At 69.1% G+C, this 23,907-nt stretch carries 19 protein-coding genes; 10 read left to right on the forward strand and 9 right to left on the reverse strand.

The window, feature by feature from the left end:
- Positions 1-3: 3 nt before the first annotated feature.
- From FFI97_RS14470 to FFI97_RS14505, 8 genes are all read right to left on the reverse strand, one after another.
- Positions 4-1,167 carry an ABC transporter permease gene (locus FFI97_RS14470; protein ID WP_062477508.1) on the reverse strand — a complete coding sequence of 388 codons (1,164 nt, stop codon included), beginning with the start codon at positions 1,165-1,167 and terminating at the stop codon, positions 4-6.
- On the reverse strand, positions 1,154-2,701 hold the full coding sequence (locus FFI97_RS14475; RefSeq protein WP_139701972.1) for an ABC transporter ATP-binding protein: 1,548 nt from the start codon (positions 2,699-2,701) through the stop codon (positions 1,154-1,156). Before FFI97_RS14475 ends, FFI97_RS14470 begins: the two co-directional genes overlap by 14 nt.
- A 373-nt stretch (positions 2,702-3,074) precedes the next feature.
- Positions 3,075-4,472, reverse strand: a complete 1,398-nt coding sequence (locus FFI97_RS14480) for an NCS2 family permease (RefSeq protein ID WP_062477503.1) — start codon at positions 4,470-4,472, stop codon at positions 3,075-3,077.
- 76 nt (positions 4,473-4,548) lie between these two features.
- Positions 4,549-5,544: a LysR family transcriptional regulator gene (locus FFI97_RS14485; RefSeq protein WP_139706911.1), complete on the reverse strand. Its 996-nt coding sequence runs from the start codon at positions 5,542-5,544 to the stop codon at positions 4,549-4,551.
- A 94-nt stretch (positions 5,545-5,638) separates the two neighbouring features.
- A complete protein-coding gene (gene xdhB / locus FFI97_RS14490; RefSeq protein ID WP_139706913.1) occupies positions 5,639-8,098 on the reverse strand; it encodes a xanthine dehydrogenase molybdopterin binding subunit in 2,460 nt (819 codons plus the stop codon).
- Between the two features lie 2 nt (positions 8,099-8,100).
- Positions 8,101-9,714 carry a xanthine dehydrogenase small subunit gene (xdhA, locus tag FFI97_RS14495; RefSeq protein WP_139706917.1) on the reverse strand — a complete coding sequence of 538 codons (1,614 nt, stop codon included), beginning with the start codon at positions 9,712-9,714 and terminating at the stop codon, positions 8,101-8,103.
- 187 nt (positions 9,715-9,901) lie between these two features.
- Positions 9,902-10,681 carry a sulfite exporter TauE/SafE family protein gene (locus FFI97_RS14500; RefSeq protein WP_139706920.1) on the reverse strand — a complete coding sequence of 260 codons (780 nt, stop codon included), beginning with the start codon at positions 10,679-10,681 and terminating at the stop codon, positions 9,902-9,904.
- A gap of 265 nt (positions 10,682-10,946) precedes the next feature.
- Positions 10,947-11,861, reverse strand: coding sequence for a LysR family transcriptional regulator (locus FFI97_RS14505; RefSeq protein WP_139702697.1), 915 nt, complete (start codon positions 11,859-11,861; stop codon positions 10,947-10,949).
- An 87-nt stretch (positions 11,862-11,948) separates the two neighbouring features.
- Here FFI97_RS14505 and FFI97_RS14510 point away from each other — a divergent pair, with 87 nt between their 5' ends.
- From FFI97_RS14510 to FFI97_RS14525, 4 genes are read left to right on the forward strand one after another with little or no spacing between them, the layout of a single operon-like run.
- Positions 11,949-14,108 carry an indolepyruvate ferredoxin oxidoreductase subunit alpha gene (locus FFI97_RS14510; protein ID WP_139702698.1) on the forward strand — a complete coding sequence of 720 codons (2,160 nt, stop codon included), beginning with the start codon at positions 11,949-11,951 and terminating at the stop codon, positions 14,106-14,108.
- Positions 14,109-14,122: 14 nt separating this feature from the next.
- The gene (locus tag FFI97_RS14515; RefSeq protein ID WP_139702699.1) at positions 14,123-15,745 is read left to right on the forward strand and encodes an indolepyruvate oxidoreductase subunit beta family protein; all 1,623 of its coding nucleotides are present in this window, start codon (positions 14,123-14,125) and stop codon (positions 15,743-15,745) included.
- A gap of 14 nt (positions 15,746-15,759) precedes the next feature.
- On the forward strand, positions 15,760-16,752 hold the full coding sequence (locus FFI97_RS14520) for a Bug family tripartite tricarboxylate transporter substrate binding protein (RefSeq protein ID WP_139702700.1): 993 nt from the start codon (positions 15,760-15,762) through the stop codon (positions 16,750-16,752).
- A 20-nt stretch (positions 16,753-16,772) separates the two neighbouring features.
- Positions 16,773-17,219 (forward strand): acyl-CoA thioesterase, encoded by a 447-nt coding sequence (locus FFI97_RS14525; RefSeq protein WP_139702701.1) that lies wholly within the window; start codon positions 16,773-16,775, stop codon positions 17,217-17,219.
- An 18-nt stretch (positions 17,220-17,237) separates the two neighbouring features.
- On the opposite strand, the gene FFI97_RS14530 is transcribed toward FFI97_RS14525, so the two are convergent.
- Positions 17,238-17,714: a low molecular weight protein-tyrosine-phosphatase gene (locus tag FFI97_RS14530; protein ID WP_139702702.1), complete on the reverse strand. Its 477-nt coding sequence runs from the start codon at positions 17,712-17,714 to the stop codon at positions 17,238-17,240.
- A 201-nt stretch (positions 17,715-17,915) separates the two neighbouring features.
- On the opposite strand from FFI97_RS14530, the gene FFI97_RS14535 reads away from it, so the two are divergent.
- The 6 genes from FFI97_RS14535 (at position 17,916) to FFI97_RS14560 (ending at position 23,906) form a co-directional block, all read left to right on the forward strand.
- Positions 17,916-18,194 (forward strand): hypothetical protein, encoded by a 279-nt coding sequence (locus tag FFI97_RS14535; protein WP_260684999.1) that lies wholly within the window; start codon positions 17,916-17,918, stop codon positions 18,192-18,194.
- Positions 18,195-18,483: 289 nt separating this feature from the next.
- A complete protein-coding gene (locus FFI97_RS14540; RefSeq protein ID WP_139702703.1) occupies positions 18,484-18,699 on the forward strand; it encodes a hypothetical protein in 216 nt (71 codons plus the stop codon).
- Between the two features lie 219 nt (positions 18,700-18,918).
- Positions 18,919-19,662, forward strand: a complete 744-nt coding sequence (locus FFI97_RS14545; protein ID WP_139702704.1) for a hypothetical protein — start codon at positions 18,919-18,921, stop codon at positions 19,660-19,662.
- Positions 19,663-19,686: 24 nt separating this feature from the next.
- Positions 19,687-22,452 (forward strand): magnesium-translocating P-type ATPase, encoded by a 2,766-nt coding sequence (mgtA, locus tag FFI97_RS14550; protein WP_139702705.1) that lies wholly within the window; start codon positions 19,687-19,689, stop codon positions 22,450-22,452.
- An 88-nt stretch (positions 22,453-22,540) separates the two neighbouring features.
- Positions 22,541-23,257, forward strand: a complete 717-nt coding sequence (locus FFI97_RS14555; RefSeq protein ID WP_139702706.1) for an MgtC/SapB family protein — start codon at positions 22,541-22,543, stop codon at positions 23,255-23,257.
- Positions 23,258-23,330: 73 nt separating this feature from the next.
- Complete coding sequence (locus FFI97_RS14560) at positions 23,331-23,906, forward strand: DUF2059 domain-containing protein (protein WP_139702707.1); 576 nt, start codon at positions 23,331-23,333, stop codon at positions 23,904-23,906.
- The last annotated feature ends 1 nt before the right edge of the window (position 23,907 follow it).

Here is a 23,907-nt window from a genome sequence, read left to right on the forward strand (position 1 = left end):
GGTTCAGAGACCCCCTTCGGTGGCGCGCGCGGTCGGCGCAACGGGCGCGGTCGGCGCGGTGATCGGCGTGCTGACCTGCAGCGAGCTCGTGGTCAGCGTCGCGGCCTTGGCGCCGGCCTTGCGGCGGATGCGGTAGGCGATGAGCGTGTCGCAGGCCAGGAGCGTGAACAGCAGCAGGCCCTGGAACACGCCGGTGAGCGACTTGGGCAGGCCCAGGCGCGACTGCGCGAGTTCGCCGCCGATGTAGAACATGCTCATCAGGATGGCCGAGAAGATCATGCCCACCGGATGCAGCCGCCCGACGAAGGCCACGATGATGGCCGCGAAGCCGTAGCCTGCGGGCACGTACGGCGTGAGCTGGCCGATGGGGCCCGCCACTTCGAGCGCGCCGGCCAGGCCGGCCGCGCCGCCCGAGGTGAGCAGCGCGATCCACACCGCGCGGCGTGCCGAGAAGCCCGCATAGCGCGCCGCCGCGGGCGCCAGACCGCCGACCTGCTGCGCAAAGCCCGCGCGTGTGCGGAACAAAAACACCCACAGCGCGCCCGCGCCGACGAGCGCGATGATCAGCCCGATCGACACGCGCGAGCCCTTCATGAGCCGCGGGATCTGCGTCACCGCCTCGAAGGTCTTGGTCTGCGGGAAGTTGTAGCCCTGCGGATCTTTCCAGGGGCCGAAGACCAGGTAGCTCAGCATCAGCGTGGCCACGTAGACCAGCATCAGGCTCACGAGGATTTCGTTGGCGTTGAACTTGTCGCGCAGGAACGCGACGATGCCCGCCCACACCATGCCCCCCAGGATGCCCGCCAGCAGAATGGCCACGACGATCCAGCTGCCGGTGCTCTTGTCGGCCAAGAGCGCCACGCCGCCCGCCGCGATGGCGCCGCAGACGAACTGCCCTTCGGCGCCGATGTTCCAGACGTTGGAGCGAAAGCACACAGCCAGGCCGAGCGCAATGATGAGCAGCGGCGTGGCCTTCACCATCAGCTCGCCGATGGCATAGCCGCTCTTGATCGGTTCGTAGAAGAACACCTGCAGGCCCTTGACCGGGTCCTTGCCGAGCGCGGCGAACAGCGCCACGCCGATGAGCACGGTGATCAAGAGCGCCAGGATCGGCGAGCCATAGCTCCAGAAGCGCGACAGCTCCGGGCGGGGTTCAAGCTTGAGCATGCGCGCCCTCCTTCTTGTTGTTCTGGTGGGGCTGCGCCTGCGGCCACAGGCCGCTCATCCACTCGCCGATCTGCGGCAGCGTAGCCGCCGCGCGGTCGATCGAGGGCGACAGCCGCCCCTTGGCGATCACGTGCAGCCGGTCGCAGATGTTGAACAGCTCGTCCAGCTCCTCGCTGATCACGAGCACGGCGCAGCCCGCATCGCGCAGCGCCAGGATCTCGGCGTGGATGAGCGCGGCCGCGCCCACGTCCACGCCCCAGGTGGGTTGCGAGACGATGAAGAGCTTCGGGTTGGCGTCGATCTCGCGGCCGACGATGAATTTCTGCAGGTTGCCGCCCGACAGCGAGCGCGCCGCCGCGCCCGGGCCGCCGGCCTTCACCTTGAAGCGATCGATGATGGAACGCGCCTGCTTGTCGAGCTCGGCGGTGCGGATCCAGCCGCCCTTGCCCACCGCGTTGCTGCGCGTGAGCAGCAGGTTGTGCGCCAGGCCCAGCGTGGGCACGGCACCGCGCCCCAGCCGTTCCTCGGGCACGAAATGCAGGCCCAGCGCACGCCGCGCACGCGGGCGCAGCCGGCCGGCCGGCTGGTCGAACACGCGCACCATGGCGGGCTCGGCGCGCACGTCCTCGCCCGAGAGCGTGTACAGCAGTTCCTTCTGGCCGTTGCCCGAGACGCCGGCGATGCCGACGACCTCGCCCGCGCGCACGTCGAACGAGATGTCGTCCAGGTCGACGCCGAACTGGTCTTCGCGCGCCAGCTTCAGGCCCTGCACGCGCAGCGCCACCGCGCCGGCATGCAGCGGGCGGTGCTGCAGCGGCGGCGGCTCGCTGCCGATCATCAGGCGCGAGAGCGATTCGGTGCTCTCGTTGCGCGGGTTGCACACGCCCGTGACCTTGCCGCCGCGCAGCACGGTGCAGGCGGTGCACAGCTCCTGGATCTCGTGCAGCTTGTGGCTGATGTACAGGATGCTGCAGCCTTCCGAGGCCAGCTTGTTCAGCACGCCGAACAGGCGGATCACGGCCTGCGGCGTGAGCACCGAGGTCGGCTCGTCCAAGATCAGCAGCTTGGGGTTGGTGAGCAGCGCGCGGATGATCTCCACCCGCTGCATCTCGCCCACCGACAGCGTGTGCACGGGGCGCGAGGGGTCGATGTCCAGGCCGTACTCGCTGGCCTTGGCCGTGATGCTGCGGGCCACCTCGGCCAGCGCGAGCGACTTGTCCAGGCCCAGCCAGACGTTCTCGGCCACGGTGAGCGTGTCGAACAGGCTGAAGTGCTGGAACACCATGCTGATGCCCAGCGCGCGCGCCTGCTGCGGGTTGCGCAGGTTCACCGCCTGGCCGTCGAAGGTGACGGTGCCTTCGTCGGGCTTGACCGAGCCGTAGATGATCTTCATCAGGGTCGATTTGCCCGCGCCGTTCTCTCCGAGCACGGCATGGATTTCGCCGGGCTGCACGGCCAGGGAGATGTCGCTGTTGGCCACCACCGCGGGGTACCGCTTGGTGATGTGCGCCAGCTGGAGTCTGGGGGTTGTCATGCCGGGTTTCGTGGGTTTGTCTCGTTCAACATCAACAAGCGGGGACAGCTATAAGTTTAGGGCCTGTAAACACTGTGTTTTGGTGCCGCGAAGGCCTGCCAGGGCGGGCCAATCAAGGCGCGTGACGCCGCGTGTGCATGCGCACACGCAAGGAGCGCAACGCCGAGTGGCCCGCCCTGGCAGGCCTTCCCTCCGGGTTGGCCGGCAAAGGGGCTGCCTGCGGCGTTGCCCGCGCTTGCAAGGCAGAAGCCTTGCTGCGCGCGGGCGCCTTGCATCCAGCCCCTTTGCCGGCCAACGCGGCACCAAAACACAGTGTTTACAGGCCCGGGCGTCCCCGCGACCATCGGCGCCCGACGGCGCTCTACTCAGCCTCTCAGTGTCCGCCGATGTAGGCGAACTTGAACAGGAAGATCGCCGCGATCACCCACACCATCGCATGCACTTCCCGTGCCCGGCCGGTGCACAGCTTGAGCACGGCGTAGGTGATGAAGCCGAAGGCCAGGCCGTTGGCGATCGAGTAGGTGAAGGGCATGGCCAGCGCCGTGACGGCGGCCGGGATCACCTCGGTGGTGTCTTCCCAGTCGAGTTCGACCAGGTCGCGCAGCATCAGGCAGCCCACGAACAGCAGCGCCGGTGCGGTGGCGTAGGCCGGCACCGAGCCCGCCAGCGGCGAGATCATCAGGCAGGCCAGGAACAGCACCGCCACCACCACGGCCGTGAGACCGGTGCGGCCACCGGCTTGCACGCCGGCCGCGCTTTCCACGTAGGCCGTGGTGCTCGAGGTGCCCAGCAGCGAGCCCGCGAAGATCGCGCCGCTGTCGGCCAGCAGCGCCTTGTTCATGCGCTCCATCTTGCCCGGCACCAGCAGGCCCGCGCGCTTGGCCACGCCCATCAGCGTGCCGGTGGCGTCGAACATCTCGACCAGGAAGAACACCAGCACCACGTTCAGGATGCCGCCCTTGAGCGCGCTCAGGATGTCCAGCTGCATGAAGGTGGGCGCGATGGACGGCGGTGCGTCGAACACGCCGTGGAACTTGTTGCCGCCGAAGAAGAACGACAGCACCGTCACCGTGAGGATGCCGATCAGGATGGCGCCGCGCACCTTGAGCCGGTCGAGCGCCACGATCATGAGGAAGCCGATGGTCGCCAGGATCACGGGAGCCGAGTGCAGGTCGCCCAGCGTGACGAAGGTGGCCGGCGAAGCCGCGACCACGCCCGCGCTCTTGAGCGCGATGAGCGCCAGGAACATGCCGATGCCCACGGTGATCGCCGTTCGCAAGGACTGCGGTATGCCCGCGATGAACAGCTCCCGCAACCCGGTGACCGTCACGATCAGGAACAGGCAACCCGAGATGAACACCGCGCCCAGCGCGGTCTGCCACGTGTAGCCCATGCCGAGCACGACCACGTAGGCGAAGTAGGCGTTCAGGCCCATGCCCGGCGCCATGGCGATCGGGTAGTTGGCGTACAGGCCCATGATCAGCGTGCCGATGGCCGCGATCAGGCAGGTGGCGACGAAGACCGCGCCCTTGGGCATGCCCGCGTCCCCGAGGATCGAGGGGTTCACGAAGATGATGTAGGCCATCGTCAGGAAGGTGGTCAGCCCTGCGATGACTTCGGTGCGCACGGTGGTGTTGTGCTCGGTCAGCTTGAAAAAGCGTTCCAGCAGACCGGCGTTGGCCGGTGCGGTGGCCGCACGCAACGGCGCCGCCTCGGTGGCCCCGGCGGCCCGGGGAGTGGTGGCCTTGGGCACCTCTTCATACCTGTTCATTTCGCTTGTCTCCAGCTGTTGTATGTGGCGGTTCGTTCATCGTTGCCTCGGTCGCGACGCCGGCGCGACGGAGGGCTCAGGGAGGATCGGAAAGCGGCTCAGCCGGCAGGGTTCGGGCGGTGGCAGCCGGCGCGGCATCGAAGCCGGGCCGCAGCGACGCCGCCACGCCCTTGATGCATTCGCGCAGCCAGCGCGCGGAGCTCGACGAATGCGTGCGTTCGTGCCAGAGCTGGTAGTACATGAGGCGCGGCAAGGCAGCCGGGCACTCGAGGATCTTCACGGGCAGCCGCGTGGCAAAGCGCTCGCAGTACTGGCGCCCGGTGGTGAGCACCAAAAGGCTCGAGGCCACCATGTCCGGAATGAGGCTGAAGTGCGCGCAGCGCGCCGTGATGTTGCGCTGCCGCCCCAGCTCGTCGAGCATCTGGTCGATGATGCCGCGCCCGCCCGGGTGCATGGGCGTGGGCGCGATGTGCTCGGCCGCCAGCCAGGTCTCCAGGTCCCACCCGCGCCGCACGGCCGGATGGTCCTGGTTGACCAGCGACACCACCTCGTCGCCGAAGAGGCGCGCCATGTGCAGGTCTTCCGGCGGCTTGAGCCAGTTGCCGATCACCAGGTCGACCTGCCCGAGCGCGAGGTGCCCGTGGTAGTCCGAATCGGGCGAGAGCGCATGGATCTCGATCTGGCACAGCGGCGCCTCGCGCTTGACCTGCGCCACCAGCATCGGCAGGAACAGCGGGTCCATGTAGTCGCTGGCCGCGATGCGAAACGTGGTGGCCGCCGACTGCGGCTCGAAGCCGCGTGCATCCGAGAACAGCATCTCGGCCGCCCGCAGGATGCTGGCCGCGGGCTCGATCATGCGCAGCCCCGCGTCGGTGGGCACCATGCCCGAACCCGAGCGCACCAGCAGCGGATCGCCCGACAGCTCGCGCAGGCGCTTCAGCGCGGCCGAGACGGCCGGCTGGTACATGCCCAGGCGGATGGCGGCGCGCGAGACGCTGCGGTCGGTCAGCACGGTATGAAGCACCCGAATCAGATGAAGGTCGATCTTGTCGAAAAGCGCCTGGTCTCTCATGGCTGTTCACACCTTTCTTGTCTGTGCGAACAGTTATACAGCGCAACATTTGGAGAACGGAAGGACGCTCGGACCGTGCGAGCACGGCCGGTGCTCATTCGCCAGAGGCTGCCTGCACCGCGGTCAGGGCGCGGAGGATGGATTCGCTCGTGGCCGGCGCCTTCAGCGGCGGATCGACCCGGTGCCCGCCCGCGGCCGACACGGCATCGCGGATGGCGAAGAACACCGAGAACGGCAGCAACAGCGGCGGTTCACCGACGGCCTTGCTGCGGTGAATGGAGTCTTCGAAGTTCTGGCCCTCGAACAGGCGCACGTTGAACACCGGCGGGCAGTCGTTGGCCGTCGGGATCTTGTAGGTGCTCGGCGCGTGCGTGGTGAGCTTGCCGCTCGCCGGGTGCCACACCAGTTCTTCGGTCGTGAGCCAGCCCATGCCCTGGATGAAGGCGCCCTCGACCTGGCCGATGTCCACGGCCGGGTTCAGCGACTTGCCCGCGTCGTGCAGGATGTCGGCGCGCAAGAGCTTCCATTCGCCGGTGAGGGTGTCGACCACCACCTCGCTCACCGCCGCGCCGTAGGCGTAGTAGTAGAACGGGCGGCCCTGCATCTTGTCCTTGTCCCAGCTCAGGCCGGGCGTGGCGTAGAAGCCGTCGGACCACAGCTGCTTGCGGTCGAGGTAGGCCTCGCCCACCACGGTGCTGAAGGCCAGCGTGCGGCCGTTCACTTCGACCTGGTCGTTGGCAAAGCGCACGTCGGCGGCGTTGCCGCCATGGCGCTCGGCAGCGCAGGCGGCCAGGCGTTCGCGGATCTGGCGGGCGGCGTCCTGCGCGGCCTTGCCGTTCAGGTCGGCGCCGGTCGAGGCGGCCGTGGCCGAAGTGTTGGCCACCTTGGTCGTGTCGGTCGCGGTGACGCGCACGCGCTCGAAGCTCACGCCCAGTTCGTGCGCCACCACCTGCGCCACCTTGGTGTTCAGGCCCTGGCCCATCTCGGTGCCGCCGTGGTTCACGAGGATCGAGCCGTCGGTGTACACGTGCACCAGCGCGCCGGCCTGGTTGAAGTGCTTCACGTTGAACGAGATGCCGAACTTCAGCGGCGCCAGCGCCAGGCCGCGCTTGAGCACCGGGCTCTTCGCGTTGAAGGCGGCGATCTCTTCACGGCGCAGGCGGTAGTCGCTGGTTTCTTCCAGCTCGGCCACGAGTTCGTGGACGATGTTGTCGGTCACAGTCTGGCGGTACGGCGTGACGTTGTTCTCGCCCTTGCCGTAGAAGTTGACGCGCCGCACGTCGAGCGGGTCGCGCTTCAGCTCGCGCGCCACCGAGTCCATGATGTTCTCGATGGCGATGGCGCCCTGCGGGCCGCCGAAGCCGCGGAACGCGGTGTTGCTCTGCGTGTTGGTCTTGCCCGAGAAGCCGTGCATGCTCACGTTGGGCAGCCAGTAGGCGTTATCGAAGTGGCACAGCGCGCGCGTCATCACCGGGCCCGACAGGTCGGCCGAATGGCCGGCGCGCGACACCATCGTGATCTCGGCGCCGAGGATGCGGCCCTCGTCGTCGTAGCCCACCTCGTACTCGTACCAGAAGCAGTGGCGACGGCCGGTGACCATGAAGTCGTCGTCGCGGTCCAGCCGCAGCTTCACGGGGCGCTGCAGCTGGCGCGCCGCAATGGCCGCCACGCAGGCGAACAGCGCCGACTGCGATTCCTTGCCACCGAAGCCGCCGCCCATGCGTCGGCATTCCACATGCACTTCGTTCGAGGACAGGTGCAGCGCGTGCGCCACCAGGTGCTGCATCTCGCTCGGGTGCTGCGTCGAGCAGTGGATGTGCAGCGTGCCGCCCTCTTTCGGGATGGCGTAGCTGATCTGGCCTTCGAGGTAGAACTGCTCCTGCCCGCCGACGTCGAGCGTGGCGGTGTGGCGGTGCGGTGCCTTCGCGATGGCGGCGCGCACGGCGGCCTCGTCGCCTTCGTTGGCGGCCCCGCCGCTGCGCACGATGTGCATCGGCGGCACCACGTACTGGCCGCGCGCATGCGCGTCCTGCGGCGTGAGCACGGGCGGCTGCGCCTCGATGGTCAGCGCGTCCTTGGCCTTGGCGGCGGCGCGGCGCGCGGCATCGCGCGTTTCGGCGATCACGGCGAACACGGGCTGGCCGAGGTAGCGGATCTCGCCGCCGTCGTTCACGGGCAGCAGGATCGGGTCGTCGTGAATGATCGAGCCGCAGTCGTTGGTGCCGGGGATGTCGTCGGCGGTGAGCACTGCGACCACGCCGGGCATGGCGCGGATGGCGTCGAGCGACAGCGCCGTCACGCGGCCGTTGGCGGCCGGCGACAGGCCCAGCGCGCAATGCAGCGTGCCGGCGAGCTCGGGAATGTCGTCGATGTAGGTGGCCTCCCCGGCCACGTGCAGGTGCGCCGACTCGTGCGGGCGGCTGATGCCCACGCGCATGCCGCGGCCGTGGGCCAGCGCTTCGGCGCCCACGTCGATGCGGGCGGCGGTGTTCTTCAGGTAGTCGGCAAAGGCCTCGGCGGGCTGCAGCAGGCGGGCGTCGATGGGTTTGTTCATGGTCAGAGTCCTTCCGCCGCCACCTTGGCAACGACATGGGGCATCACGCTCCAGACGCTGGTTTCTTCGAGGGACAGCGCGTCCTGCGTGCGGGTTTCGAGCCACAGGCGCTGGATCAGGTTCTGCGCCACCTGCAGGCGGTAGTCGGCCGAGGCCCGCATGTCGGAGAGCGGCTTGAAGTCTTGCGCCAGCGCCAGCTTGGCGGTGGCCACGCTGGCCTGCGTCCAGGGCTTGCCCACGAGCGCGGCTTCGGCGTTGGCGGCGCGTTTGACGGTGGCGGCCATGCCGCCGAAGGCCAGGCGCACGGCCTTCACCGTGTCGCTGCCGGCTTCCAGCTCGATGGCGAAGCCCGCGCACAGCGCAGAGATGTCGCAGTCGAAGCGCTTGCTGATCTTGTAGGCGCGCACCTGGCGGCGCATGGCGGCCAGCGGCACGGCCAGGCCCTGCACGAACTCGCCGGGCTGCAGCTCGTTCTTCATGTAATCGAGATAGAACGCGGGCAGCGGCATGCGGCGCACGACGTCGCCGCGGCGCAGCTCGATCTCGGCGTCCAGCGACATCAGCACCGGCGGCGAGTCGCCGATGGGCGAGCCGTTGGCGACGTTGCCGCCCATGGTGCCGGCGTGACGGATCGGTGGCGAGGCAAAGCGCAGCCACACGTCGGCCAGGCTGGGCACGCGGGCCACCAGCGCGCCGAAGGCGGCTTCGAGCGAGGCGCCGGCGCCGATGTACAGCTCGTCGGCGCGCTCTTCCACGGTCTTCATCTCGGCCACGTCGCCGACATAGATGATGTCGCCGAGGTCGCGGAACTGCTTGTTGACCCACAGGCCGACGTCGGTCGAGCCGGCCAGCAGCTGGGCGCGCGGCTTCTGCACGCGCAGCGCGGCGAGTTGAGCGATGGTCTTGGGGGCGTGGAAGTGGTCGATGCGGGCGCCCAGCGGGGCGGCGTAGTCCAGGCCGTCGTTCTTCAGCGCGGTGAGCGCGGCCACCACGGGCGCGGTGTCCAGGCGCACGGCCGGCAGGTCGAACATGCGCTGGCCGGCGTCGAGGATGGGGCGGTAGCCGGTGCAGCGGCACAGGTTGCCCGACAGGTCGTCGGCCAGCTGCTGGCGCGTGGGCTGCGTGCCCTCGGCCTGGTGGTGTTCGTAGGTGGCCCACAGCGACATCACGAAGCCCGGCGTGCAGAAACCGCACTGCGAGCCGTGGCAGTCGACCATGGCCTGCTGCACGGGGTGCAGCGGGTGAACGGCGTGCTTGGCGGGGGCTTCGGCCTTGGGCTTGCACTGCGACGCGCACTGTCCCTTGAGGTCTTCGACCGTGAACAGCGCCTTGCCGTGCAGCGTGGGCAGGAACTGGATGCAGGCGTTGACGGTCTGCAGCTGCAGGCCGTCGACCGCGCCTGGCGCGTGGGCGTCGGTGGCCAGCTCGCCGATGACGACGGTGCAGGCACCGCAGTCGCCTTCGTTGCAGCCTTCCTTGGTGCCGGTGCAGCGCGCGTCTTCGCGCAGCCAGTCGAGCACCGAGCGGGTCGGATGGACCCCGCTGACGTCGACGATCTTTTCGCGATGGAAGAAGCGGATCGGTTGAATCGGATTGCTGCTGCTCTCGGTGCTCATGCTTTTTCAGGCTCGTGGGCGGCCCGTCGTGGGCCAGTCATGGACGTTAGCGGCTTGCGTGGGGTCTTGCATACGGGCACGCCCATAACGCGTATGTGAGGGTCGGTATGCCACGTCCGGGGAAACCCTTGGATTGACGTTGCAATTCCCGGGCCACGCCGGAAACCGAGGGTTTCCGGCTGTTTTCTCAGCCGTGCGCGATCGCGCTCCAGGCGGTGGCGAGCAGCGTCACGCCGGCCGCAAAAAGCAGGCCGGCGACCAGCCATTGCAAGGTGCGCGGCTGCAGCTTGTTGGGCAGGCGATGGTGCAGCCGCGTCGCGGCGTAGACCACGGGCATGGCGCAGCCGGCCAGCAGCGCCGAATGCCACGAGAAGTGGCCCGTGGGCACCACGATGACGAGCCGCACGAGCGAGTTGAAGGCGAACATCAGCAGCAGCGCGCGGCGCACGAGTTCGCGGTCCAGCGGCTGGCGGTACATGTGGAAGACGATGGGCGGGCCGGAGGCGGAAAACAGCCCGCCCAGCACGCCCGAGAGCCCGCCGATGAGGGCGAAGCTGGTGCGGCCCGACACGGCCGGCAGCGGCTTGCCCTGCAGCAACAGCAGCACGGCACAGACCAGGATCGACACGCCCAGCAGGCCCCGCAGCCACGACACGGCGCTGCCGCTGAGCCACACGAGCAGCATGAGCCCGACGATGACGCCGACGGTGCTGCCGTTGAGCGCGGGCTTCATCAGCTGCCAGGGCACGGGGCCGGGGCGCGCGCGAAAGTAGGCCCAGGCGTTGATGAGGCTCAGCACGGTCGCGGCATTGGCCGCGTCGTTCACGCTGGCGATGTCGAACACCGACACGAGGCCCAGCAGGATGAGGCTGAACGCAAAGCCCGTGAGGTTCTGCGCGTAGGTGGCCAGGCCCACGCAGGCCATGAAGATCAGGACCGGGACGGCCCCGGAAAGAATCGCTTGCACCGGGAGGCTGTCAGCGCGCGCCGAGGCTGGCAGGACGTTGAAGGAAGGCGGGGGACAGGGGATGCGGGACGGACATGCGGACGGGGATCGGGGGACTTAGGCGCGAGGCGGGAACGTTTGAGAATAACGCGTGTGTCCGGGGCGCGTGCCCAGGCCACCGGGTACTTCCCTCCGCGAATGTCCCCCGGGCTTCGCCCTCCTCCTTGATTTCGCTGCGGGAAGCACCCAGTGCCCTGGTCACGGGGCACGCTGTCGGCGGTCGCGGTCAGCCGCGCTCCGAGAACAGGGCCACGATCACCTGCCGCAACCACCGGTTGCCCGGGTCGGCCTCGAATCGCTTGCTCCAGTGCAGCGACACGGTGAAGTCGCGCAGCGGAAACGGCGGCTCGACGATGGCGTAGCCGCCCTCGGCCGCGAAGCCGCGCGCGATGTTGCGCGGCATCACCACCGCCAGGTCGGTGGCGCGCACGATGGCCGGCAGCACCATGAAGTGCTCGGTCGTCAGGCGCAGGCGGTCTTCGAGGTTCAGCAGCTGCAGGATGCGCAGCGTGTCGGCGTGGGTGCGCACGGCCACGTAGTCGAGTTCGTGCAGCGCGGCCAGCAGCGCCTGGCCGCTGCGCCGGCGCTTCACGAAGGGGTGGCCCTGGCGCAGCAGCACGATGTAGCGGTCTTTCAGCAGCTGGGTGCGCTGGGTGTCCTCCACGTGCGGCAGAAAGCCGAAGGCGAAGTCGACCCTGCCGCTGTCCAGCGCGGTGGCGATCTCGCCCGGCGCGAGCGGCATGGTCTCCACGCGCACGCCCGGCGCCAGCTCGCGCAGCCGCGCCATCAACGCGGGCAAAAAGCGGCCCTCGCCGATGTCGCTCATGTGGATGCGAAAGAGCTTGCGCGAGGCCGCCGGGTCGAAGCGCTCGGGCTCGGCCAGCGCCTGCTGCAGCATCGCCAGCGCCGACTGCACGGGCACCGCCAGCCGCTCGGCGCGCGGCGTGGGCGCCACGCCGCCGAGGCTGCGCGTGAACAGCGCGTCGCCCAGCAGCAGACGCAGCCGCGTGAGGCCGTGGCTGGCCGCCGGCTGCGTGAGGCCCAGGGCCTCGGCGGCGCGGCTCACGTTGCGGGTGCGGTAGACGGCGTCGAACAACCGCAGCAGGTTGAGGTCGACCGAATCAATATGCACTCCATTCATATTCGATAGCTGGCTCATTGGATTGAAGTATGACGCAGGTCCGCCCACACTCCCGCGTTCTCCCCACGACAAGAAGCACGAGACACGATGGAAGTTTCATTCAGCAAGGAAGTGGAAATGCTGCGCCTGGGCGCGGGCGACACCTTCCACGGCGAGGGCATCCTCGCGATCACCAAGGGCCTGCTGCAGTCGGGCGTGGCCTATGTCGGCGGCTACCAGGGCGCGCCGGTGTCGCACCTGCTGGACGTCATGGTGCAGGGCAAGGCCTACATGGACGAGCTGGGCGTGCACGTCGAGGCCTGCTCCAACGAGGCCTCGGCGGCGGCGATGCTCGGCGCCTCCATCCACTACCCGCTGCGCGGCGCCGTGACCTGGAAGTCGATCGTCGGCACCAACGTGGCGGCCGATGCGCTGTCCAACCTGTCGTCGCCCGGCGTGACCGGCGGCGTGCTGATCGTGGTGGGCGAGGACTACGGCGAAGGCGCCAGCGTGATCCAGGAGCGCACGCACGCCTACGCGCTCAAGTCGAGCATGTGCCTGCTCGATCCGCGGCCCGACCTGGGCGTGATGGTGCGCATGGTCGAGCAGGGCTTCCAGCTGTCGGAGGCCTCGAACATGCCCTGCCTGATGGAGCTGCGCATCCGCACCTGCCACGTGCGCGGCAGCTTCGACTGCAAGGACAACATCGCGCCCGCCGTGTCCACGCGCGCGCTGATGGACGAGCCCGCGGGCTTCGACTACATGCGCCTGGCGCACCCGCCCGTCACCTTCCGCCACGAGAAGCTCAAGGGCGACGAGCGCATGCCGGCCGCGCGCCGCCACATCGTGGCGAACGGCCTCAACGAGCTGATGCCCGGCCAGCGCCACCCCGACCTGGGCATCGTGGTGCAGGGCGGGCTGTACAACGCACTGATCCGCAGCCTGCAGCAGCAGGGCCTGGCCGATGCCTTCGGCGACACCGACATCCCGATCCTGGTGCTCAACGTGACCTACCCGCTGGTGCCCGAGCAGGTGGCCGACTTCTGCGTGGGCAAGCGCGCGGTGCTGGTGGTGGAAGAAGGCCAGCCCGAGTACATCGAGCAGGACATCGCCACGCTGCTGCGCCGGCGCGACATCCAGACGCCGCTGCACGGCAAGGACCTGCTGCCGCAGGCCGGCGAGTACGGCGTGGAGGTGCTGTCGGGCGGCCTCGCGGCCTTTGCCGAACGCTACCTCGGCGCGAGCGAAGCCGCCACGTCGGCGCAGGCCTGGCTGGCCGGCAACCGCGAACGCCGCGAGGCGGTGGCGCGCCGGCTCGATGCGCCGCTGCCCAACCGCCCGCCGAGCTTCTGCGTGGGCTGCCCCGAGCGGCCGGTGTTCTCTGCCCTCAAGCTCGCGCAGCAGGAGACGGGGCCGGTGCACATCGCGGCCGACATCGGCTGCCATGCCTTCGGCACCTTCGAGCCCTTCTCGATGGGCCACTCGATCCTCGGCTACGGCATGAGCCTGGCCAGCCGCGCGGGCGTGGCGCCGATGATGAACCGGCGCACGCTGTCGATCATGGGCGACGGCGGTTTCTGGCACAACGGCCTGCTCACGGGCGTGCAGAGCGCGCTGTTCAACGACGACGACGCGGTGCTGCTGATCTTCAAGAACGGCTACACCTCGGCCACCGGCACGCAGGACATCATCTCCACGCCCGACGACGAGATCAAGGAGCGCGCCGTCGACAAGCAGCAGAGCCTGGTCGACAAGAACCAGACCATCGAGGCCACGCTGAAGGGCCTGGGCGTACAGTGGATGCGCACCGTCACCACCTACGACGTGGAGCGCATGCGCAAGACGCTCACCGAGGCGCTCACGAGCGACTTCAACGGCCTGAAGGTGGTGATCGCCGAGGGCGAGTGCCAGCTGGAGCGCCAACGCCGCATCAAGCCGTGGATCGCCGGCCTGCTGAAAAAAGGCAAGCGCGTGGTGCGCGTGAAGTACGGCGTCGACGAGGACGTGTGCAACGGCGACCACGCCTGCATCCGCCTGTCGGGCTGCCCCACGCTCACGCTCAAGGACAACCCCGATCCGCTGAAGGTCGACCCGGTGGCCGTGGTCATCGACGGCTGCGTGGGCTGCGGCCTGTGCGGCGCCAACGCGCACGCGGCCACGCTGTGCCCGAGCTTCTACCGCGCCGAGGTGGTGCAGAACCCGAAGTGGCACGAACGCCTGCTGCACGGCCTGCGCAGCGCGATCGTCGGCGCCCTGCGGCCGGCATGAAAGAGAACCGAGACATGGAACAGAACCGTCCCACCACCCTCCTCGTCTGCGCCCTCGGCGGCGAAGGCGGCGGCGTGCTCACCGAATGGCTGGTCGACGCCGCGCGACATGCGGGCTACGCGGCGCAGAGCACGTCGATCCCCGGCGTGGCGCAGCGCACCGGCGCCACCACCTACTACCTCGAAGTGTTCCCGGTGCCGATGGCACAGCTGGGCGGCCGGCGCCCGGTGTTCAGCCTGGGCCCGGTGCCGGGCGCGCTCGACGCGATCGTCTCGTCGGAGCTGCTGGAGACCACGCGCCAGATCGGCAACGGCATGAGCGCGCCGCTGCGCACGCTGGTCATCAGCTCGTCGGCGCGCGTGCTCACCACGGCCGAGCGCATGGTGCCCGGCGACGGCCGCGCCGACGCGCAGCGCCTGCTGGACGTGGTCAAGGCCTTCAGCCGCGAGCACCACGTGCTCGACATGGGCGCAATGGCACGCGAGGCCGGCACGGTGGTCAGCGCCGTGATGCTGGGCGCGATCGCGGGCAGCGGCCTGTTCCCGTTCCCGCGCGAGGCCTACGAACGCGCGGTGCGCGGCGGCGACGCGGCCGCGCCCGACAAGCTCGGCAAGATGGCCGCCGCCAGCCTGCGCGGCTTTGCCGCCGCCTTCGAGGCCGTGCGCGCGCCGCGCGCCCAGGCCGCCTTCGTGCAGGGCGTGCTGGCCGGCGACGACACGCGCGACGCGCCCCCGCCGCCGCAGGCCCTGCCCGACGAGGTGGCGCGCCGCTTTCCGCCGGCCGTGCACGACATGCTCACGCTGGGCCATGCACGGGTGCGCGACTACCAGGACGGCGCCTACGCCGCGCTGTACGCCGATCGCCTCGCGCGGGTGCTCGAGGCCGAGCGCGCCGCCGATCCGTCGGGCGCGCAGGGCTTCGCGGTCACGCGCGAAATGGCGCGCTGGCTGGCGCTGTGGATGGCCTTCGACGACATCGTGCGCGTGGCCGCGCTGAAGGGCCGCGCCAGCCGTGCGCAGCGCGTGCGCCAGGAAGTGCGCGCCGGCGACGACGACCTCGTGAAGGTCTACGACCACTTCAAGCCCGGCGCGCCCGAGTTCGCGGCGCTGCTGCCGCCGTCGCTCGCGCGCCGCGTGACCGCCTGGGACCGCGCCCGCCAGTCGCGCGGACTTGCGCCGTGGGCCTTGCCGCTGCAGGTGGGCAGCCATTCGGTGCTGGGCATGGCCTCGCTGCGGCTGCTGGCCTCGCTCACCTGGCTGCGCCGACGCGGCAGCCGCTTTGCCGAAGAGCAGGCGCTGATCGAGCGCTGGCTCGCCGCCGTCGAGACCGGCACGCGCGCGCACTGGGCGCTGGGCCGCGAACTGGCGCTGTGCGGCCGGCTCATCAAGGGCTACGGCAGCACCAACGAGCGCGGCAAGCACAACCTGCTGCACGTGATCGACGAGCTCGCGGGCCGCGCCACGCTGCAGCCCGCCGCGCGCGCCGAGGCGATCGCCGCGGCCCGCGAGGCCGCACTCGCGGACGAAGGCGGCAAGGCGCTCGATGCCGCGCTCACGCGCCACGGCGCCGCGCCGCGCCCGGTGCAGGCGCAACCCATCCGCTGGATGAAGCGGCCCAAGACAACGACCACGATCTGAGGAGACAAAGAACCATGACCCCACGTTCCGCCCCCGTTTCATCGCGCCGCCTGCTGCTGGCGCTCGCGTTGGCCAGCACCGCCTTGTGCGCGCCCACCGTGCACGCCGACACCTGGCCCTCCAAGCCCATCAAGGTGATCGTCAACTTCCCGGCCGGCGGCGCGGCCGACCAGCTCGCGCGCGCCGTCTCGCAGCCGCTGCAGGAAGCGCTGAAGCAGCCCGTGGTGATCGAGAACCGCGGCGGTGCCAACGGCAACGTCGGCGGCGAGGCCGTGGCGCGCGCGGCGGCTGACGGCTACACGCTGCTCATGAGCTCGGGCGGCATGGTGTCGGTGAACCCGCACCTGTATGCGCGCATGAGCTTCGACCCCGCCAAGGACCTGGTGCCCGTGGCCGCCGCCGCGCGCGTGCTGGTGTTCCTGGTCACGCGCCCTTCCCTGCCGCCCACCGACGTGAAGTCGTTCATGGCCTACCTCAAGGCCAACCCCGGCAAGCTGTCGTACGGTTCGCCGGGCAACGGCAGCTCGCCGCACCTGGCGGGCGAGATGTTCAAGAGCCAGGCCGGCCTGTTCGCGCTGCACGTGCCGTACCGCGGCGCGGCGCCCGCCTTGCAGGACCTGCTGGCCGGCCAGATCGACTACGCCTTCGACCCCGGCATTGCCCTGAACCAGGTGCGCGCCGGCAAGCTCAAGCTGCTGGCCGTGGGCAGCCCGCACCGCTCGTCGCAGTTCCCCGACGTGCCCACGCTCGACGAGGCCGGCCTGCGCGGCTTCGACGCCGACACCGTCTTCGGCTTCTACGCACCGGCCGGCACGCCGCCCGAGGTGGTGGCGCAGCTCAACACGCAGATCAACCGCGCGCTCGCGCTGCCGGCGGTGAAGGAGCGCATCGCGGCCATCGGCGGCGAGCCGGCACCGGGCACGCCGGCCGACTTCCAGCGCCGCGCGGCGGCCGATTCGCAACGCTTCGGCGCGCTGATCCGCGAGCGCGGCATCAAGGCGGACTGAGCAGCCGGGACAATCGACGGATGAGCAGCACTCCCTCTCCCACCGACGCTTCCGGCAAGGAAGTCGTCTACACCGCACGCGTCGAGTTCGGCGACTGCGACCCGGCCGGCATCGTCTGGTTTCCCAACTTCTTCCGCTGGATCGACGCGGCCTCGCGCCACTTCTTCGCCGAGTGCGGCGTGCCGCGCTGGGAAGACACCGCCCGCACCCTCGGCGTGATCGGCACGCCACTGGTCGACACGCACACGCGCTTCGTCAAGGCGGCCAGCTACGGCGACACGCTGCAGATCGCGGTGCGTATCACCGAATGGCGCGACAAGAGCTTCGTGCAGACCTACCGCGTGACGCGTGGCGACGACCTGATCCTCGAATGCGAAGAGGTGCGGATCTTTGCCGCGAAGCGCGAAGGCGGCGGCATCCGCGCGGTACCGATTCCGCCGACGATCCGCGCGCTCTGCACGGGCTGAGCTACACCGCCTGCAGGCTCAGGCCGCCTCGCGACGCAGCTGCGCGAGCAGGCCTTCCACGCCGAGGTCGATCAGGTCGAAGGCCTCGATGAAGGCCTGGTGGCCGCCGTACCACGGGTCGGGCACCTCACCGCCGATGGCATCGGCGAACTCCGAGAGCAGGCGCACCTTGCGCGCCGCCTCCGCGGGCGCACGCCGGCGCAGCGCGGCGCAGTGCTGCTGCGTCATGCCGACGAGCCAATCGAAGCGCTCGAAGTCGGCCGCATGCACCTGGCGTGCGCGGTGCGCGGGCATCGCGATGCCGCGCCGCAGCGCCTCGGCCACCGAGCGCGGATCGGGCGGATTGCCGCGCTCCTCGTCGGAGATGGCGGCGCTGTCGACCTCCACCGCGAAGCCCGCGCGCTGCGCCTTGTGAAGCAGCAATGCGTGCGCAGTCGGCGAGCGGCAGATGTTCCCTGTGCACACGAACAGGATGGCGGGGGTGCTTGGTTTCATGCGCGCCAACTATAGGCAAAGAGGGCAGGCATTCGGCATAGGCCACCCTACCCATCGCATCCCCCGGTCGGGGGATGCCACGAGGGAGCGAGGGCGATTCGCACCCTCTCTGTCCAATGGACAGCTCCCATATCTTCGGTATCGCCTGACACAACTCCTTGCGCTTCACTACGGCCCATGGTCAGTGCAAAGGAGGTCACGATGCCCCGACCCAGTCTTCACAGCGCGAGCATCACGCTGAAACTTCCCTTCGACATGAGCGCCGCGCAAGAGGTCGAGGCCCTGCGCGCCGCGGGCATTCCGGTGGACGACCTGGGCAATGCGATGTCGGGCTTCCTGTTCGTGCGCTTCAGCGACGGCTGGCGCGGCGACTCGAACGTCTTTCGCTGGTTTCCGAGCCCCATCGAACGCAGCGCGAACGACGCCCGCCTCCACCTCGCGCCACCCCGGCGCAGCCTGTTGCTTCATGCCAAGGGTTGACGCTGGCAATGATGCGGTGCAACAATCCGGAAATCATCATTTCGGAGCCCCGTGCGTGGACAGTGCCAGTTGGATCAGTGACAAGACGCGTGCCTCGGCAGGCGTGACACCCCCGGCCCTCTAGCGCAGGCAGCTCCCGCGCTTGCGGCCGCCGTGTCCGCAGCGCGAACCCCTTGCCCCACGGGCAAGCGGCTCCCCCTACCGATTCCCGTTGTTCTTCGTCGCTGACTTTGTCAGTCAGCTTGCGTGCGTCCGTGCGCGAGGCCCTTCAGCGTGAAGGAGCCTTGTCATGCGCCAGTTTCAGATTCGTCCGTTGCATCCGCAGGTGCGACCGTCTCACGGTCGCCCGTCGGCGCACGCCGGTGCGCCTGTGCGTGTGAACCCGGCCCCGCACGTCGACGACGAGCAGGCCCTGGACCGCGCCGCCGCGCTGTGGACCACGCGCCGCATCCGCAGCTTCTTCCTGCTGCTCGAACAGCCCGGCCACGGCACCACGCGCCGCTGAAGCCCGCCCCTGCCACCCCCACAGAACAGGAGGCCCTCATGGACCCGGACCCTTGCTTGCGCCGCTGTGCGCCGCCTTCACTGCCCGATCGATCCCCCATTCACCTCGCAGCCTGCCGCGCTGCGGAGGAGCGCCGCCGGCTGACTGCTGAGTAATTAAGCAAGTCGTCACGGGCGTTTCCCTCCTTCGCGGCGCGCCGCACCCGAAGGAGAAACACCCATGACCCGCGAACGCCTTCGGCGTGTCGTGCGGACGGCCACGGCCGCCCGTTCCAACGCCCGCCCTCTTACCTTCCGCCGCCGCGCGCCAAGCCGCGCCTGGCTCGCCACGCTCTGCGGCCTGGCCGCCACGCAGACCCACGCCGCCGGCGGCCACCATTCGGTGGACGACGCCGCCATCCTCGATCCGGGCCAGTGCCAGATCGAAACCTGGGCCGGCCAGCGCCTCGTGCACCTCGGCCCGGCCTGCCGTGTCGGCCCGGTCGAGCTCGGCCTGAACCTCGAGCGTGAGCGCAACGCCGAAGGCCGCACGCTGCGCGCCGGCCCGCAGATCAAGTGGGCCTTCGCGCTCACCAACACGCTGAGCGCCGGCGTGCTGGCCTCTGCCTCGTGGCAACGCAGCAACGTCGGTAACGCCTCGCTGCGTCTCACCGACGGCAGCGTGGTGATCCCCGTCACCTGGCAGTTCGACGACGCCTGGCGCGCCCACCTGAACCTGGGCCGCGACTTCCATCGCGCGCAGCCGAGCACCAGCCACTCGGGCGCGGCGCTCGAATGGGCCGCCCTGCCCGCGCTGTCGCTCGTGGCCGAGCGCTTCCGCGAAGGCGGGCGCAACGCTTGGCGCGCCGGCCTGCGCTGGGCGGCCACGCCGGCCCTGAACGTCGACCTCAGCCATGCCCGCGACCTGCGCCACGACGGCCCGCGCGGCTGGACGCTGGGCCTCACCTGGGCGTTCGCTCGCTGAGCGCCCTCACACAGGAGAAGAACAATGAAGAACGTCCTGAAGTCCTTTTTCGAAAGCTTCCTGCGCAGCCGCCACATGCGGCACCACTTCGAGCGCTGGCAGACGCTGCTGAGCGCCAAGCCCAGCAGTCTGGGCTCGGCCGCGATGCCGGCCGAGATCGCCAAGGCGCTGGCCGCCGCCTCGCACACCGACGCGGGCGAGGTGCTGGTGCGCATGAACAGCTCATCGCAAGGCCTGACCGAGGTGCACGCGCTGGCGCTGCGCAAGCGGCTGGGCAGCAACGAGGTGCGCCACGAGCAGCCGCTGCCGTGGTGGAACCACCTGTGGCAGTGCTACCGCAACCCCTTCAACCTGCTGCTGACGGTGCTCGCGCTGGTCTCCTACATCACCGAGGACACGAAGGCCACGGTGGTGATCGGCAGCATGGTGCTGCTGTCGACCGTGCTGCGCTTCCTGCAGGAGTCGCGCTCCAACAAGGCCGCCGACCGGCTCAAGGCGATGGTCAGCAACACCTCGACGGTGCTGCGCCCCGCGCCCGGCGAGAAGGCCGGACGCGCCGGTGACGACGGCTTCGACCTCGCGCACGCCGGCACGCAACGCATCGAAGTGCCGATGCGCGACCTCGTGCCCGGCGACGTGATCGCGCTGTCGGCCGGCGACATGATCCCGGCCGACGCGCGCCTGCTCTCGGCCAAGGACCTGTTCATCAGCCAGTCGGCGCTCACCGGCGAATCGATGCCGGTGGAGAAGTTCGCAGCCACCGCCGCCGACCACCAGGCCGGCGTGCTGGAGCGCGACAACCTGCTGTTCATGGGCACCAACGTGATCAGCGGCACCGCCACCGCGGTGATCGTGCACACCGGCGAGCGCACCTTCTTCGGCGCGCTGGCCCAGCGCGTGAGCGCCACCGACCGCGGCACCACCGCCTTCCAGGCCGGCATCAACCGCGTGAGCTGGCTGCTGATCCGCTTCATGCTGGTGATGGCGCCGCTGGTGCTGGTGATCAACGGCGTGACCAAGGGCGACTGGTGGGAGGCGGCGCTGTTCGCGCTGTCGATCGCGGTCGGCCTCACGCCCGAGATGCTGCCGATGATCGTGACGGCCACGCTGGCCAAGGGCGCGGTCGTGATGTCGCGCCGCAAGGTGATCGTGAAGCGGCTCGAGGCCATCCACAACTTCGGCGCGATGGACGTGCTGTGCACCGACAAGACCGGCACGCTGACGCAGGACCGCATCGTGCTCGAACGCCACACCAACGCCTGGGGCGAAGACTCCGACCACGTGCTGCAGCAGGCCTACCTCAACAGCTTTCACCAGACCGGGCTGAAGAACCTGCTCGACAAGGCCGTGCTCAGCCACGCCGAGGTGCAGCTCGATGCGCAGCTGCAGACAAGCTGGCGCAAGGTCGACGAAGTGCCCTTCGACTTCTCGCGCCGTCGCATGTCGGTGGTGGTGGCGCACGGCGAGGACGAGCACCTGCTGATCTGCAAGGGCGCGCTCGAAGAGATCCTGTCGGTGTGCACCTCGGTCGAACGCGGCGCCGAAGTGCTCGCGCTCGACGCCGACGTGATGGCGCGCATCCACCGCGTGGCCTCGGAGCTCAATGCCCAGGGCCTGCGCGTGGTGGCCGTGGCCAGCCGCACGCTGCATGCCGGTGCGCGCAAGCCGGCCTACGGCGTGGCCGACGAGGCGGGGCTCACGCTGCTGGGTTACGTCGCCTTCCTCGATCCACCGAAGGAATCGACCGCGCCCGCGCTGCAGGCGCTGGCCGCGCACGGCGTGGCGGTGAAGGTGCTGACCGGCGACAACGAGCTGGTCACGCGCAAGGTCTGCGGCGACGTCGGCATCGACGCCGGGCGCATGGTGCTGGGCCACGAGGTCGAGCGCATGAACGAGGCCGAGCTGCGGCAGGTGGTCGAAATGCGCCAGGTGTTCGCCAAGCTCACGCCCGCGCACAAGGAACGCATCGTGCAGGCGCTGCATGCCAACGGCCACGTGGTCGGCTTCATGGGCGACGGCATCAACGACGCGCCCGCGCTGCGCGCCGCCGACATCGGCATCTCGGTGGACGGCGCAGTGGACGTGGCCAAGGAATCGGCCGACATCATCCTGCTCGAGAAGAGTCTGATGGTGCTGGAGCAAGGCGTGGTCGAAGGCCGCCGCACCTTCGCCAACATGCTCAAGTACATCAAGATCACGGCCAGCTCGAACTTCGGCAACGTGTTCTCGGTGCTGGTGGCCAGTGCCTTCCTGCCCTTTTTGCCAATGCTGCCGCTGCACCTGCTGGTGCAGAACCTGCTGTACGACGTGTCGCAGATCGCGATCCCGTTCGACAACGTGGACGAGGAGTTCCTGAAGACGCCGCAGCGCTGGAACCCGTCCGACCTGGGCCGCTTCATGGTGTTCTTCGGGCCGCTGAGCTCGGTGTTCGACATCCTGACCTACACCGTGATGTGGTTCGTGTTCGCGGCCAACTCGGTGGAGCACCAGACGCTGTTCCAGTCGGGCTGGTTCATCGAGGGCCTGCTGTCGCAGACGCTGATCGTGCACCTGATCCGCACCCGCAAGATTCCGTTCCTGCAAAGCCGCGCGGCCTGGCCGCTGCTGGCCATGGGCGCGGCGATTGCGGCCGTGGGCATCTGGCTGCCGATGGGACCGCTGGCGCACTACTTCAAGCTGCAGGCGCTGCCGCTCGCGTACTTCCCGTGGCTGGTGCTGATGCTCGTCGGCTACGCGACGCTGACGCAGGCCGTGAAGGGCTGGTACGCGCGCAAGTACGGCTGGCAGTAAGACAAGAACCACCCAGCGGACGCAGGGTCGCGGCTGTCACACAAGGCCGCTACCCTGCTTCGCACACAGAGGATCAGGAGGATCACGCATGGAAGCCATTCGCCACATCAACCTGCCTTCGCTGCTGGACACCCTGGTCAGCGTGGGCGCGGCCTTTCTGCTGGGCTCGCTGATCGGCTTCGAGCGCCAGGTGCGCCAGCGCACCGCGGGGCTGCGCACCAACACGCTGGTGGCCGTGGGCGCGGCCGTGTTCGTCGACATGGCGGCCCGCCTGGGTGGCCCCGACGGCGCGGTGCGCGTGGTCGCCTACGTGGTCTCGGGCATCGGCTTTCTGGGCGCCGGCGCGATCATGAAGGAAGGCGCCAACATCACGGGCCTGAACACGGCCGCCACGCTGTGGGGGTCGGCCGCGGTGGGCGCCTGCGCGGGCGCCGATCTGCTGGGCGAAGCATTGATCGCCGCGCTCTTCGTGCTGGCAAGCAACACGCTGCTGCGGCCGGTGGTGAACCGCATCAACCGCCGCCCGGTGCACGAGGAATCGAGCGAGGCCACGTACACGGTGCGCGTGATCTGCTCACGCGCGGCACGGCCCGAGGTGATGGACCAGCTGCTGGTGCAGCTGGAAGCCGCGAACTACCCGGTGCGCGACATCGACCAGCACGCCTTCGGGCAGGCCGACACGGAGATTGCGGCAACGCTGTACGCCACCGCGGTCGAGCCCGAAGAGCTCGACCAGGTGATCGCGGAGCTGGAAACGCTGGAAGGCGTTCAGCAGGCGTTCTGGAACGCCTGCGCGGAGGATTAGCAGCGCTACCATCCCGTGCCGACAACCTACAGAACCCGCTACGGCAGGGTTCGGAAAATACGGGAGAGAAACATTGAAAGTTCGCATCCGAGGACGCTTTGCCATCGCGGCCACGCTGACAGCCATGGTTGCAGCACACGCTCAGCCCTCGCCGTCTTCGGTATCGTCGACGGATTCAAAAAAGCAACTGGCGGCGCAGTTCTTCGACGCTGCTCGCCTAGGCGTGATGTACGAGGAACTGCTGGCGCGGTGCACAGAAGAAGGACCGCAAAGCTTCGCCACCCAGGCCTACACAGTGGATCCAAGGAGCTTTGGATCGCTCACGCCCAAATCGTCCTACTGGCCTGATGTCGAAGCCGCGCACAGGCGCTACAGAGTAACTGTGTGCAGTTACAGCACCGGCGCGGAATTCAAAGCGTTCTACATCGAGCATTTCCTGCCTGATCTCAGCGAGGCCGACCTCCGCGTAGCGATCGCTTTTTACTCTTCTCCATCCGGGCAGCTCGTCGCAGCCTCCAGCGAAAAATTTTCGCGGGCGTTCTATCCTGTCGCGAGCCAACAGATGCTCGCAGCCGCCCAGGCGGCAACTGCAGCGCTTCAGAAAGACATGAAAAGAATCTACGACGCCTACAAGCTCGATCCCAAATAGC

Source organism: Variovorax sp. KBS0712, from assembly GCF_006323185.2.
Lineage (GTDB): Bacteria > Pseudomonadota > Gammaproteobacteria > Burkholderiales > Burkholderiaceae_C > Variovorax > Variovorax boronicumulans.

Coding starts and splice junctions, on each gene's coding strand:
- FFI97_RS14535 (WP_260684999.1), top strand. CDS start 17,916: ATGCCCCGACCCAGTCTTCACAGCGCGAGCATCACGCTGAAACTTCCC.
- FFI97_RS14485 (WP_139706911.1), bottom strand. CDS start 5,544: ATGAGAGACCAGGCGCTTTTCGACAAGATCGACCTTCATCTGATTCGG.
- FFI97_RS14530 (WP_139702702.1), bottom strand. CDS start 17,714: ATGAAACCAAGCACCCCCGCCATCCTGTTCGTGTGCACAGGGAACATC.
- xdhA (WP_139706917.1), bottom strand. CDS start 9,714: ATGAGCACCGAGAGCAGCAGCAATCCGATTCAACCGATCCGCTTCTTC.
- FFI97_RS14540 (WP_139702703.1), top strand. CDS start 18,484: ATGCGCCAGTTTCAGATTCGTCCGTTGCATCCGCAGGTGCGACCGTCT.
- FFI97_RS14505 (WP_139702697.1), bottom strand. CDS start 11,861: ATGAATGGAGTGCATATTGATTCGGTCGACCTCAACCTGCTGCGGTTG.
- xdhB (WP_139706913.1), bottom strand. CDS start 8,098: ATGAACAAACCCATCGACGCCCGCCTGCTGCAGCCCGCCGAGGCCTTT.
- FFI97_RS14555 (WP_139702706.1), top strand. CDS start 22,541: ATGGAAGCCATTCGCCACATCAACCTGCCTTCGCTGCTGGACACCCTG.
- FFI97_RS14480 (WP_062477503.1), bottom strand. CDS start 4,472: ATGAACAGGTATGAAGAGGTGCCCAAGGCCACCACTCCCCGGGCCGCC.
- FFI97_RS14525 (WP_139702701.1), top strand. CDS start 16,773: ATGAGCAGCACTCCCTCTCCCACCGACGCTTCCGGCAAGGAAGTCGTC.
- FFI97_RS14475 (WP_139701972.1), bottom strand. CDS start 2,701: ATGACAACCCCCAGACTCCAGCTGGCGCACATCACCAAGCGGTACCCC.
- FFI97_RS14520 (WP_139702700.1), top strand. CDS start 15,760: ATGACCCCACGTTCCGCCCCCGTTTCATCGCGCCGCCTGCTGCTGGCG.
- mgtA (WP_139702705.1), top strand. CDS start 19,687: ATGAAGAACGTCCTGAAGTCCTTTTTCGAAAGCTTCCTGCGCAGCCGC.
- FFI97_RS14470 (WP_062477508.1), bottom strand. CDS start 1,167: ATGCTCAAGCTTGAACCCCGCCCGGAGCTGTCGCGCTTCTGGAGCTAT.
- FFI97_RS14510 (WP_139702698.1), top strand. CDS start 11,949: ATGGAAGTTTCATTCAGCAAGGAAGTGGAAATGCTGCGCCTGGGCGCG.
- FFI97_RS14515 (WP_139702699.1), top strand. CDS start 14,123: ATGGAACAGAACCGTCCCACCACCCTCCTCGTCTGCGCCCTCGGCGGC.
- FFI97_RS14545 (WP_139702704.1), top strand. CDS start 18,919: ATGACCCGCGAACGCCTTCGGCGTGTCGTGCGGACGGCCACGGCCGCC.